Genomic DNA, 13,094 nt, shown 5'->3' on the forward strand with positions numbered 1-13,094 from the left:
TGTGAAAGCTTGTCCGCTTCGTTTCCGAGGCAGGAATTAGATCTTATCATAACTTCGCGACTCTTGCAATACCCTTTTTTTCTTCCCTTCGAAACAAGTATGTATAATCACCAGTGTTCGGATGGCTTTAAAACGGATTCGCAAAAGGCACAATAAGTAATTTAACACATCCACGCCGAGATGCGCAACCCCTTTTTTTAAAAATATATTTGTATCTTCGCTTCGCACCATGAATGCGTAAGGAATGAACAAAAATCGCGATGGCGCTCCAGCCGTTCGATGCTATGCTGAAGGGGAGAATCTACTCATTCATTCATCTATATAGAAAGAAAGCGAGGCGAAAAACGCTTGTCTTATTTATCTTTAAGCACATGGAGCTTGCATCGGCTGCTCGGTCCGCTCCGGTGGACGGCCTGGGATGCCGCCGGTGAGCGTCATATCGTTAACGAACAGGAACAACCGGAAAGTTTGACGCTGCTTCAACTGCCTGCCGAGGCGGCGAAAAGAGGCTATGAAGCATTGGAAATCTGTCACTTCCATTTTCCAAGCACGGAACCGGATTACCTGCTTCAGCTCCGAGAAGCCTTCCAAGCATCCGGCGTTCGCTTCGATACGCTGCTGCTGGATTACGGGGATCTGACTTCCAACGACGCCAATCGGCTGAAGGCGGATCTGACGCTCATGCGCGCGTGGATCGATGCGGCGGCACATTCCGGAGCGAAACAAATCAGAATCGTCGCCGGCGAACGCGAAGGATCGGACAAAACGGCTTTGGCGCAGTCTGCGCGGCACCTTAGAGAATTGGCTGCTTATTCAAAAGGGAAAAACGTCAATGTCGTTACCGAGAATTTTAAAGCCCTGACCGCCACCGGCGACGATTGCCGCGAGCTCATCACGCTGACCGAGCCGGACGTTCAGTGGATCACGGACTTCGGCAATTTCTCGGGCTCGCGCAAGTACGAGGAGCTCGATATCATCCTGAAGCATAGTGTCTCCGTACACGCGAAAGCGCAGTATGACAAGCAGGGGCTGCCGGATCGCGCAGAATTCGAAACGTGTCTGGTGCGATCGGTCCAAAGCGGCTTCGACGGGGCTTACGTATTGATTTACGACGGTCCGGGAGACATGTGGGAAGGGCTGGAACGAATCAAAACGATCGTTCTGGACATGCTGAAAGAAGCGCAATAAACGAATCGCCCCGCATGCCGTGAGCATGCGGGGCTGTTTAGGATTGGCGTTTTTATAAAATTCTTTTGGCAGTAACGTACCTGGCTTTCCAATACGCGCTGTTCATGCTCGATACGGTGACGCCTTGACTGGTGCTGGCATGGAGGATGTTGCCGCTGCCCGCGTAAATGGCCACATGGCCGATCATTTTGTTCGAGGAGCTGAAGAAAACGAGATCGCCGACGCTCAGCGAGGCTTTGGCGACTTTGGTGCCCTTGCCGGCCATGGCGGCCGCCGTGCGAGGCAGCGTCGTGCCTTCTTTGCCGAAAATATATTGAACGAACGACGAGCAATCGAATGCGGAAGTCAATCCGCTGGCCGCGCCGTAAAGATAAGGCGTTCCTATGTATTGCTTGCCGAACGAAAGCAATTCGAGCGACTTGGGTGTCGCGGCGGAAGCCTTGGATGCTCCCAGCGCGGCTGCGCCTCCGAATAACAAACCGGCTGCAAGGACGGCGGATACGACAGGTCTGATGAGTTTGCGAACGTTCATAAGTTAGGATCCTCCGGGCAATTGAATGTTAATCTTGCTCGGGATTGATCTTAACACATCTGAATCACCCTCATTTTCCCAAAAAGAGCGTAAATCCGCTTCTATCGCCGCTAAAACGCAGATTGTTAAAATACAGTGAGAAAACGTTAATCGTGAAAAACCGCCGGAAATGCTTCCGGCGGTTCATGGTTTTAACGACGATCGTCGCTCGTGTGGCGCGAACGCATGCCGGCAAGGCCGAGCAAGCCGAGCAAGCCAAGCCAGCCCCAGTTCGAGCCGCGACGCGTCTCGGTCGTAGCCTTGGCTCTGTAAGTGCCGTCCATCGACCTCGTGTGGTAGGTCCCGCCCGTCGTCGGCGTATTGTAGCCGGTGTAGCTGCGCGCGTTATACGTGCTCGAGGACGTGCCCGTACCCGAATAGGTGCCGCCCATTCCGGTCGTATTCGTACGATAGCCGCCCATCGTGCCGCCGGTACCCATGCCCGAAACGCCGGTGTCGCTCGTGCCGTACATGCCCGTCGTACCGTGCATGCCGTAAGTCGTGCCCGTCGTGCCGTAAGTTCCTGTCGTGCCGTACGCCGCAGGCGTCGGCGAAGGACTAGGTACAGCGGTCGAATAAGAAGTCGCGTAGGCCGGAACGGCCAACATCATGGACAAGCACGTGCAAGCTGCTGCTTTGCGAAGCGTCGAATTCAAAATGTGTTCCTCCTCGGGAATGGGATTGACAAGTCCAAGCGCGAATGCTCTTGTAATGTCCCTCGCATGGCCCGAGCGCATACCGTGAGAAAACTGCCATTCCGCTCAATCCGGCCCTTCGCAGGCAGCAAGTCCTAACGAACGATGGATGCCGTAATTATTTAAATGCGGTTAGCGGCACCGCAAACTCCGGCATGCCGGCCGCATACGGCGTATATTCGTACTGCTCGAAATAAATGACCAAAGATCCGTGGCTCAGGAAATACGGACGGTCGGCTTCGATCGATTTGAACGGGGTCAGCAGTTCCAGTTTGCGTTGTTTGATTTGCGCCTGGATCGCGTTGTTGATTATGGAAACGTAATCGGCGCCGCCGGCCCCGGCGATGTCCTTGAGCGAAAGCAGCTCTCCCGTCTTCAGATCGAACGTATAGGGCACGCGGTGGGTGCCGCCGTGCGCCCCGCCGGTATAAACGTAGTAGTCCACGTACAAGCTAAGCAAACCCGTTTCATTATTCGCGATCTTATAAATGCCTTCGAATTCGACAGGCGGAAATTCGGTGTCCGGATAGCTTTCCTCGGCCTCGGCATTGTCTTTGGCTGCCTGTTCGATCGTCTGGAGGCCGTTTTCGGCGTACTTTTCCGCTTCGCTCTTCAATTTGGCGTTGATCTTCGCTTGCGCTTCCTCGTTCTCCAAACCGGCAAAAACCGGATATGAGACGGTCAGCGACAGCTTGGAGGCGGCATGGGTAATCTGCTTCGACTGCCAGGTAAGCTGATTCTCGGCGATGGGCGCAATCGATACGGTCTTGGTCGAAGCCTCGAAGCCGATGCTGTAGCCGAAGCTCTCGAGCACGAATCGCAGCGGCACAAAGGTCGAGCCGGCTTGAACGTATGCCGGGGAGGCGTACAGACGCTCGCCGTTCAGCCGGTAACCGGCTGCCGGGGACAGCTGCATCGTGCGGCCGCGGCCGGTCAGCGTCGTCTCCCGCGTCTTCGGGTCCCAAGCGGTCTTGATGCCCAGCCGATCGTTCAACGAACGGAGGCCGATATAAGATTCTCCGTTTACGATCGCGGCTGGCAGATACACCTTTTTTGCCTTCGATCGCGAACGGCCGCGCCGAAATTTGCAAAGCGGACTCGGAAGACGCCGCATCGGCGCGCGCGCCTCCGTTAACGCCTTCAAATCCCGCGACCGCCAGCACGGCGGCCAACGCGGCGATTTTCGTCTTGCGCAGCATACCGGATGAATTTACCTTACGATGGTTGGACATGTTTGCGACCTCCTCTTGCCCGGATTTGTACATCTTCCTGCCTTTACCCGCTGTGACGCTTCGAGATTCAGTGTCCGTTAAAAATCTGTTCGGTAAATCGCTTTGTTCTCCAAGCCTCTGATCATCGGCGTCCACGATTCGCCGTCCGGCAGCGCGCCCAGTGCATCCTCCGCCATCTGCAGCTTGGCGTCCAGCGAATCGATATAATGGAGCGCGATCGCTTCGGCAGTCTGCGGCTGGACGGGGCTCCCCCCACTCGCCCAAATTGTGATGCGAAAGTATTAAGTGCTGCAGCGCGACGACCTTGGGCGAATCGGCCGGAATGCCGAGCTTGAGCGCCGCCTCGGTAACCCAGACAGACGCCAGGGCAATATGACCGATCAATCGGCCTTGAAGGCTGTATTCGGATACGATGCCGAGATTCGCCGTGAGCTCCTCGGTCTTGGCGATATCGTGAAGCAGGATGCCCGCGCGCAGCAGATCGGCGTTCAAGAAGGGACGCTGGCGGCATAAAAAAGTCGCCGATCTCGAGCATGCGGACGGTATGGTAGGCCAATCCCGCATAATAATTGTGATGATGCGTCTTGGCGGCGGGATAATGGGACAATTTGTCCCCGACCTTCGTCAGACAGTAGTCGACGAGTCCGCGCAGCTCCGCGTCGCCGATCTCGGATGCCGTCCGCTGGATCGTGCGTACCAGATCGACGGCGGCGATCGGCGCGGCCTTGATAAAGTCCGCGATGGCGACGCCGTCCTGTTCGACGGCCAGACGAATCCGGTTGACCTTGATCTGCAGCTTTTCGCGGTAGAGCTGGACGACGCCTTGCACTTTGACCAGTCCCATCGGCGCGAACAGCCCCTTCTCGGCGGGAGACACGTCCCAATATTTGGCCGGCAGCTGGCCGCTCGCATCGCAGAGGACGATGTCGAAGTAATCTTTGGCCGGCGTCCCGTTCGTTTGCTTGACCTCGAATTCGCGCAGCAGGTAGAAGCCGACGAACTCGCTGCCGCTGGTCATTTCCCTGATTAACGTCACGTACCCATCCCTGCTTTCCTTCTTTTGCAGACAGTATAGCAGAATCGCCAAGACCCTACTAATTACATTATAGATTACATAATAGACGACGGTACGCGACGAAAGGTTGACGGCAATCGCGATTTTTCGCGTTTTTGCGACCGACTGTTTGGACGGTCCCGATGTTGGCTAATGAATGTTAAAACGAAAGGAGTTGTCCGAAGATGCCGAATCAGCACGTCGTGCCTCACGAAAAAGGCTGGGCCGTACGCGGCGAAGGCGCGAGCCGGCCGGAGGTCGTGACGAATACGAAGCAGGAGGCCGTAGAAGCCGCGCGCAAGCTTGCCCAGGAGCAGCGCTCGGAGCTTGTCGTTCACGGCAAGGACGGCCGCATTCAGACGAAGGACAGCCACGGCCACGACCCCTATCCGCCAAAAGGGTGAGCCGAGCGCCCCTCCGCGTGACGGACTGCCGGAATAAAGACGAACGGGACGCGACAGATCCGGCGATCTGCAGCGTCCCGTTTTTGCGGTTTGCCCGCTTTAATCCGATTTTATACCATCACCTTGCAAATATCGTTCGTGAACTCGACCGGATCCTCGATCGGCAGACCCTCGATGAGCAGCGCCTGGTTGTATAGCAGCGCCGTATACAGGCCGAGCTTTTCCTTGTCCGACTCGAAGGCGCTCTTCAGCGACTTGAAGACGTCGTGATGCGTGTTGATCTCCAGCACCTTGTCGGCCTTGACGTCCGGATTGTTCGGCATCATGCGCAGCACCTTTTCCATCTCGATCGTCACTTCGCCCTCGGTGGACAGGCAGACCGGATGCGAACGCAGACGCTTGGACGCCTTGACGCTCTTGACCTTGTCGCCGAGCAGCTCCTTCATCGCGCCGAACAGCCCTTCGTTGTCCTGCTGCTCCTGCTGCGATTCCTTGGCCTCGTCCTCGGTCTCGATGCCCAGATCCCCGCTCGACACGCTGCGGAATTCCTTGTCCTTGTACTTCATGATCATCTTGATCGCGAACTCGTCGATATCGTCGGTGAAGTAGAGGATCTCGTAGCCCTTGTCCGCGACCAGTTCGGTCTGCGGCAGCTTCGCGATGCGCTCGTTCGAATCGCCGGTCGCATAGTAGATGTACTTCTGCTCTTCCGGCATCCGGGAGACGTAATCGTCGAGGCTGACCAGCTTCTTCTCCTTGGAGGAGTAGAACATAAGCAGGTCCTGCAGCGTATCCTTGTGCATGCCATAGTCGCTGTAAACGCCGTACTTCAGCTGACGTCCGAACGCTTGGTAGAACTTCTCGTACTTCTCCCGGTCGTCGCGCTGCAGCCGCGTCAGTTCGCCCTTGATCTTGCTCTCGATGTTTTTGGCGATCAGCTTGAGCTGGCGGTCGTGCTGCAGCATCTCGCGGGAGATGTTGAGCGACAGGCTCTCCGAATCGACCATCCCTTTGACGAAGCTGAAGTAGTCCGGGAGCAGGTCGCCGCACTTGTTCATGATCAGGACGCCGTTCGCGTAGAGCTCGAGACCCTTTTCGTATTCCTTGGAATAGTAGTCGAACGGCATGCTCTCGGGAATGTACAGAATCGCCTGGTAAACGATCGCGCCGTCCGCGCTTATATGGATATGCTTCAGCGGCTTGTCGAAGCCGTAGTGCTTTTCGTTGTAAAAGTTTTCGTAGTCTTCGTCCTTCAGCTCGCTCTTGTTTTTGCGCCAGATCGGCACCATGCTGTTGACGCGCTCATCCTCGGTGTACGATTCGTACTCGTTCTCCGTGCCTTCCTTAAGACGGCTCTTGGTAGCGTTCATCTTGATCGGATAACGGATGAAGTCGGAGTATTTCTTGATAATGGAACGCAGGCGGTATTCTTCGAGGTATTCGTCATAGTTGTCGTCCTCGGTGTTGTCCTTGATCTTGAGCGTAATCTCGGTGCCGACCTCGTCCTTGCTCGCGGGCTCGATCGTGTAGCCCTCGGCGCCGTCGGATTCCCATTTGTAAGCGGTGTCGCTGCCGAGCGCGCGGCTCACGACCGTCACGGTATCCGCGACCATGAACGCCGAATAGAAACCGACGCCGAACTGGCCGATGATGTCATGGCCTTCCTTGGACGCGTTCTCCTGCTTGAAGGCGAGCGAGCCGCTCTTGGCGATGACGCCCAGATGCGTCTCCAGCTCCTCCTGGGTCATGCCGATGCCGGTATCGCGCAGGGTCAACGTGCGGGCGGCTTTGTCGGGAATGACCTGAATATAATAGTCGTCTTTGTTGAATACGAGCTTGTCGTCGGTCAACGCCTTGTAATAGATCTTGTCGATGGCGTCGCTCGCGTTCGAGATCAGCTCCCGCAGGAAAATCTCCTTCTGCGTATAGATGGAGTTGATCATCATCTCCAGCAGCCGTTTGGATTCGGCCTGGAACGGTTTCTTTTCCATCGCTCTACTCTCTCCTTCAATGCTCCGCATAGTGTTAGCACTCTCTCGCAGGGAGTGCTATTTCCTTCTTTTTTTATAACATTGGATTCTTGGTAAAGTCAATACGAAGACGGTCCTGCGCCAAGACGAAAATGTCGGGATATTATTCTCCCGCGAGCTCGCGCTGGAACGCGGCGATGGCCCGGTACTCGTCCTTCAGGCTCCGCGAGACGCCGATAAAGATCGGCAGCAGCTTGTGATACACGGCCGCGTGCGCGGCGTCCGGCACATGCCGGTGCGTCGCGCCGACCATGCCCGCCGCGACGTTCAGCGAGCCGATCCGTCCGGTCGCGTACAAGCCGAGCACGGCTGCGCCGAGGCAGGAGCTCTCGAAGCTCTCCGGCACGATCAGCTCCTGGTCGAAAATGTCGGCCATCATCTGCCGCCACAGCGCGGAACGCGCGAATCCGCCCGTCGCGTGGATCCGGCGGGGACGGCCGATTCGCTCCTCCACGGCAAGCAATACGGTATATAAATTAAAGATGACGCCCTCTAGCACGGCGCGCAGCATATGCTCCTTGCCGTGGTGCAGCGTGAGACCGAAAAACGAGCCTCTCGCATTGGCGTCCCACAGCGGGGAGCGCTCGCCGGTCATATAAGGATGGAATAAAAGGCCTTCGCTCCCCGGCGGCACCTTGGCGGCGATGTCCATAAGCAGGTCGTTCGGATCCATCTTCAGCCGCCTGGCCGTCTCGGACACCGACGATCCGAACTCCTCCCGGGCCCAACGGAGCAGGACGCCGCCGTTGTTGACCGGGCCGCCGATCACCCAGTGACGCTCGGTTAGCGCGTAGCAGAACGTACGTCCCTTCGGGTCGACGGCAGGACGGTCGGTCACGGTCCGGATCGCGCCGCTCGTACCGATCGTCGCGGCCACGACGCCGGGCTCGATCGCGCCGACGCCGAGATTCGACAGCACGCCGTCGCTGGCGCCGACGATAAACGGCGTATCCGCCGCCAGCCCGGTCTGCCGGGCATAATCGCCGTGCAAGCCGGCGAGCGCATGCGTCGTCGGGACGAGCCGCGACAGGCGATCCGCGGTCACGCCGGCCGCAGCGAGCGCCTCTTCGTCCCAATCCAGCCGCTCCAGATTCATAAGGCCGGTCGCGGACGCGATCGAATGGTCGACGACATACTCCCCGAACAGCCTGGCGAACACATACTCTTTAATCGAGACGAACCGGCGCGCGCTGCGGAACAGCTCGGGCTGCGATTCGCGCAGCCACATCAGCTTGGTCAGCGGCGACATCGGATGAATCGGCGTCCCGGTCCGAAGGTAAATCGCATGGCCCGTGCCGTCTTCCCGCAGGCGCTCCGCCCATGCAGCGCTGCGATTGTCCCCCCAAGTGATGCTGCGCGTGAGCGGACGCCCCTCTCCGTCCAAGGCAATCAGGCTGTGCATCGCCGAGCTGAAGGACACGAACAGGACGCGGCCGGGATCGATGCCGCTCCGGTCCATCACGTTGCGCAGCGTCTGAACGACGGCCCGGAATATCTCGTCGGGATCTTGCTCGGCGACGACGGGCGAGGGCGTATAAAGCGGATATTCTACGGTCGACTGCGCCGCGACTTTGCCGCTCTCCTCGAATAGCACGGACTTCGTGCTTGTGGTGCCGATATCGACGCCGATCATGTACATGGAAGCATGCATGGTAAGACCTTCTTTCCTATCATGAATAGAAACGGCGGAGCAGCCTAAGCAAACACGCTGACGATCATAATAAGCGCAAGCGCGACGACGGACAGCAGCGTCTCCATGACCGTCCAGGACTTCAGCGTCTGCGGAACCGACATGTTAAAAAAACTCCTTGACCATCCAAAATCCGGCGTCGTTGACGTGGGACAATACAAGCGAGCCCGCGCCCGTCGCAAGCACGGCCAGCTCGACGTTGGTGCCCGGGTTCAGCGCAAGCACCGGCGCGACGATGCCGGCAGCGGTCGTCATCGCGACGGTCGCCGAGCCGGTCGCCACGCGGATCAAGGCCGCGACCAGCCAGGCGAACAGCAGGACGTTCACGTTCGCCTGCGTGGCGATGGAAGCGATCGCTTCGCCGACGCCGCTGTTGATCAACACCTGCTTGAACGCCCCGCCGCCGCCGATGATCAGAATGATCGAGGCCGTAGGCGCCAGGCATTCGTGCGTGAACCGGGAAATGTCGTTTTTCGAGAAACCTCTGGCGAAGCCGAGCGAGAACAAGGAAAATACGACCGCGATCAGCAGCGCGACGACCTCGTTTCCGATAAACGCGCAAAAGCGGGTCAAGGGGCTGACCGCTTGCGGATCGGCGATGCTCGCGATCGATCCCGCCAGCATTAGAATAACAGGCAGCAGAATGGTAAACAATGTAATGCCGAATCCAGGGAGGTCGCCTGTCTCCCGCGAACTGAACTGCTTGGCCAGGTTTTCGGGCGGAGAGACGGCGATCCGCTTGCCGATCCATTTGCCGAAAAGCGGCCCCGCGACGATCGCGGTGGGCAAACCGACGATGAGCGCATAAAGAATGGTTTTTCCCAGATCGGCTTTGAACGCGTCGATCGCGATCATCGGCGCCGGGTGCGGCGGCACGAGACCATGCACGGTCGACAAGCCGGCCAGCACCGGAATGCCGATCTGCAGGAGCGGCATCTTGACCTTGCGCGCGACGATGAACACGATCGGGATGAGCAAAATGACGCCGACCTCGAAAAAGACGGGGATGCCGACGACAAATCCGACGATCATCATCGCCCAGTGCACCCGCTTTTCGCCGAAGCGGTCGATAAGCGTCGTCGCGATGCGCTCGGCGCCGCCGGACTCGGCCATCATTTTGCCGAGCATCGTTCCGAGGCCGATGACGATGGCGATCGTACCCAGCGTGCCTCCGAGACCGCCCGTCACCGACTTGATCAGCGCCTGGCCGTCCATGCCTGCCAAGAAACCGAGGAGCAGCGCGGAGAGCAGCAGCGTGACGAACGGATTCCATTTGAACCTCGCGATCATGACCACCAAAAAAGACGATCGCGACAAGCGCCCACACGAGCAGCGTCGCGTTGTGTCCGAGCCCGAATAAATGATCCAAACGATATAACCTCCGTTGATCGATTTGACCGTTCCAATAGCTAAAGATGGTATACCCCGCACACACGTATACTAGTCGACAAGTTTAAGCAAAAAGAAAGGCTAGGCCCGGACTCGACTCGCTGGTCCTTACGCAAGCCCGGTTTATACGGAATCCCATGATTAGGACCAGGCGCTGCGGAGGGTAAGGCGCGAGTCGGCGAAATAGTCTTGCACGACCTTCGCAATCCGCGCTTCGTCCCCCGCCGCAAGCGCGTCCGCGATCGCTTCGTGCTTGGCGACGACCCGCTGGAGCCGATCCGGGCCGCCCGCGAAAACGTCCTCCGTCGTCAGCAGCATGACGGCGAGCACCACATGGCGAATGCTGTCCCACAATCGCGCGATACGGGCATGGCCTGCCGTCGCGATGAGCCCGTCGTGAAACTGGAAGTCAAGCCAGGCGAATTCGGCGATGTCGGCATACTTGGCCGCCACGCGCATGCTGTCGACACGGTGACGAAGCGAGGCGATGAGCTCGGCGGGACAGGATGAAGCGAGGCGCCGCTGCGCGAAGCTCTCGATTAAATAACGCACATCGTACAGCTCGGCGACATCCTCGGCCGAGAGCCCCAGGACCACCGCTCCCATCCGTTCGAGACGGATCAGACCTTCGTTGGATAACGCCTTTAGCGCTTCCCTGACGGGCGACCGGCTCGTGCCGAAGTCCGCCGCGATTTTATTTTCCGAAACGATATCGCCCTGCTTCAAGGTGCCTTCCACGATTCGCAGCCGCAGCTCGCCCGCGATCGCTTCTCCGCGGGATTGCCCCTTCAACCAGGCGGCGGGATACTGTCGCATCGATTCCAACCTTCTCTCTATGCTTCCGGCTACTGTACTTGTCGACAAGTCGACATTTTAATCTTAACTTGCGGGACCATGGCTGTAAATCGTTGCGGTTAATCTCTGACGGCTTCTCTCTAGAGCACTCTCGAGAGCTTGCGGTATTCGCGCGGAGAGATGCCTTCTCCGGCCGTAAAGACGCGGCTGAAGTAATGCAGGTCCGGGTACCCGATCTTCGCCCCGACGGTCTCGACCGACCAGTCCGTCTCCCTCAACAGCCTGCGGGCCTCGCGGAGACGGATCGACTGGATCATGCGCCCGGGGGGCATGCCCGCGACCTGCTTGAACAGCTTGGACGCATAATCCTCGCTGACCTTGAGCTCCCGCGCGACGCGCTCGGCGCTCCAGGACGCGCCCGGATCCCTTTCCATCGCATCGACGATCTTGCGGATCCGTTCGCGATGCACGGAATCGCCGCCGTCGGCGCCCTCGTCTCCCGAACGCAGCAGCATGGCAAGTATGCCAAGCATCAGGGACTTGCATACGAGCTCGTAGCCGCTTCGCCGCATCGTGAACTCGCCGACGAGCCGGTCCATCATATGAAAGCATTCGGGCCCGCACGTATATACGGCTCTCGAAGACAGCGCGTCCAGATCCGGCGTCGTCGGTTCCTCGGCGAATTTATCCAAGTCCGGTTCGGCGTCCAGGTCGGTCGACACCATATCCTGCTCGGTCGCGATCCGCAGCTTCCCGTCGAAGTCGAAGTGAATTCCGAGCAGCGTCGCCCCGTTCGCCGAGACGATCGCATTGCGATGCGGCACGCCGGACGGAAGAAAGACGGCTTCCCCTTCGCCGATGGTGTAGCGCGTGCCAAGCATGTCGGTCGCCAATTTGCCCTTGCATACGCAGATGACCTCGAAATCGTAAATATACCGTTCGACAAGCGTGCCGGGCGGGAGCTTCTGGTACTGCGCGTAATGAACGGTCGGCGACCAATCTTTCGCCGCCAGCGCGCGGCGCAGCGGGAAACGGGACACATCCATCCTCCGGCACTCCCTTCGTCCCTCCATTTTAGCATAAGCTGCGCGTTTAGAACGGAATCGTGCAACTTTTAACTAACTTCTCTAAATGATCGGACGCGCGCCTTCCTTATAATGAAGACAAATCAAACGCTTGCCAAGGAGGACTATCCCATGAAAAAAAGGCATCAATATATGGTCGTTCGGCGACGGCGTCTCGATCAAGGACGCGATCGCGACGGCCAAGGACGCAGGCTTCGACGGCATCGAGCTGTCGCTCAACGAGACCGGCGAGCTCGGTCTTGAGGCGACGGACGGCGAACTGGCGGACATCAAGCTGCAGTTGGCGGACACGGGACTCGAGCTGGCCGGCCTGGCGACGGGACTGTACTGGTCCTACGCGATGACGAGCGAGACCGAAGCGAACCGGCTGAAGGCGATCGACGTATGCAAAAAGCAGATCGAAACCGCAGCCAAGCTCGGCGCGGACGCGATCCTGGTCATTCCGGGCGCCGTCGGCGTGGACTTCATTCCGGGCAGCGAAGTCGTTCCCTATGACATTGCCTACGACCGCGCGCTCGAGGCGATCTCGAAGCTCGCGCCGGAAGCCGAAGCCGCAGGCGTATCCATCGGCATCGAGAACGTCTGGAACAAGTTCCTCCTCTCGCCGCTCGAGATGCGCGGATTCATCGACGCAGTCGGCTCCAAGTATGTCGGCTCTTATTTCGACGTCGGCAACACGGTTTATAGCGGCTATCCCGAGCACTGGATCCGTATCCTGGGCGATCGCATCAAAAAGGTTCACTTCAAGGATTACCGCAGACAAGCGGGCGGCCTGCACGGCTTCGTCGACCTGCTCGCCGGCGACGTCGACTATCCGGCGGTCGTCGCGGCGCTGCAGGAGATCGGCTACGACGGCTACGTCACGGCGGAGATGATCCCGCAGTACGCTCATCACACCAAACAAATCATCTACAATACATCCGGCGCCATGGACGCCATTCTCGGAAGGAAGGGCTAAGAG

The 13,094-nt window shown here is 58.4% G+C and carries 10 protein-coding genes and 2 pseudogenes; 3 read left to right on the top strand and 9 right to left on the bottom strand.

From position 1 onward, the window contains the following. Window positions 1-348: 348 nt before the first annotated feature. A complete protein-coding gene (locus OMP40_RS00005) occupies window positions 349-1,188 on the top strand; it encodes a sugar phosphate isomerase/epimerase family protein (protein WP_277528175.1) in 840 nt (279 codons plus the stop codon). 52 nt (window positions 1,189-1,240) lie between these two features. Here the strand turns inward: OMP40_RS00005 and OMP40_RS00010 are convergent, their stop codons facing one another. The 4 genes and pseudogenes from OMP40_RS00010 to OMP40_RS00025 form a co-directional block, all read right to left on the bottom strand. Beyond that, a complete protein-coding gene (locus tag OMP40_RS00010; protein ID WP_277528176.1) occupies window positions 1,241-1,720 on the bottom strand; it encodes a C40 family peptidase in 480 nt (159 codons plus the stop codon). 191 nt (window positions 1,721-1,911) lie between these two features. Continuing rightward, window positions 1,912-2,415: a WGxxGxxG family protein gene (locus OMP40_RS00015; RefSeq protein ID WP_277528177.1), complete on the bottom strand. Its 504-nt coding sequence runs from the start codon at window positions 2,413-2,415 to the stop codon at window positions 1,912-1,914. Window positions 2,416-2,572: 157 nt separating this feature from the next. Next, window positions 2,573-3,502, bottom strand: coding sequence for a stalk domain-containing protein (locus OMP40_RS00020; protein WP_277528178.1), 930 nt, complete (start codon window positions 3,500-3,502; stop codon window positions 2,573-2,575). Window positions 3,503-3,763: 261 nt separating this feature from the next. Further along, a pseudogene (locus tag OMP40_RS00025) lies at window positions 3,764-4,722 on the bottom strand (3'-5' exoribonuclease YhaM family protein). 203 nt (window positions 4,723-4,925) lie between these two features. Between OMP40_RS00025 and OMP40_RS00030 the strand changes: the two are divergent. Continuing rightward, the gene (locus OMP40_RS00030; protein ID WP_277528179.1) at window positions 4,926-5,144 is read left to right on the top strand and encodes a DUF2188 domain-containing protein; all 219 of its coding nucleotides are present in this window, start codon (window positions 4,926-4,928) and stop codon (window positions 5,142-5,144) included. Between the two features lie 110 nt (window positions 5,145-5,254). On the opposite strand, the gene htpG is transcribed toward OMP40_RS00030, so the two are convergent. From htpG to OMP40_RS00055, 5 genes and pseudogenes are all read right to left on the bottom strand, one after another. Beyond that, window positions 5,255-7,135, bottom strand: coding sequence for a molecular chaperone HtpG (gene htpG / locus OMP40_RS00035; RefSeq protein ID WP_277528180.1), 1,881 nt, complete (start codon window positions 7,133-7,135; stop codon window positions 5,255-5,257). Window positions 7,136-7,277: 142 nt separating this feature from the next. After that, window positions 7,278-8,825 carry a gluconokinase gene (gene gntK, locus OMP40_RS00040; RefSeq protein WP_277528181.1) on the bottom strand — a complete coding sequence of 516 codons (1,548 nt, stop codon included), beginning with the start codon at window positions 8,823-8,825 and terminating at the stop codon, window positions 7,278-7,280. Window positions 8,826-8,869: 44 nt separating this feature from the next. Further along, a pseudogene (locus OMP40_RS00045) lies at window positions 8,870-10,233 on the bottom strand (GntT/GntP/DsdX family permease). A 161-nt stretch (window positions 10,234-10,394) separates the two neighbouring features. Next, complete coding sequence (locus OMP40_RS00050; protein ID WP_277528182.1) at window positions 10,395-11,069, bottom strand: GntR family transcriptional regulator; 675 nt, start codon at window positions 11,067-11,069, stop codon at window positions 10,395-10,397. Between the two features lie 119 nt (window positions 11,070-11,188). Continuing rightward, the gene (locus OMP40_RS00055) at window positions 11,189-12,094 is read right to left on the bottom strand and encodes an AraC family transcriptional regulator (protein WP_277528183.1); all 906 of its coding nucleotides are present in this window, start codon (window positions 12,092-12,094) and stop codon (window positions 11,189-11,191) included. A 163-nt stretch (window positions 12,095-12,257) separates the two neighbouring features. Between OMP40_RS00055 and OMP40_RS00060 the strand changes: the two genes are divergently transcribed. Next, the gene (locus tag OMP40_RS00060; RefSeq protein ID WP_420871880.1) at window positions 12,258-13,091 is read left to right on the top strand and encodes a sugar phosphate isomerase/epimerase family protein; all 834 of its coding nucleotides are present in this window, start codon (window positions 12,258-12,260) and stop codon (window positions 13,089-13,091) included. Window positions 13,092-13,094 lie beyond the last annotated feature (3 nt).

The sequence above is a fragment of the Cohnella rhizosphaerae genome (genome assembly GCF_029525575.1).
Taxonomy (GTDB): domain Bacteria; phylum Bacillota; class Bacilli; order Paenibacillales; family Paenibacillaceae; genus Cohnella; species Cohnella rhizosphaerae.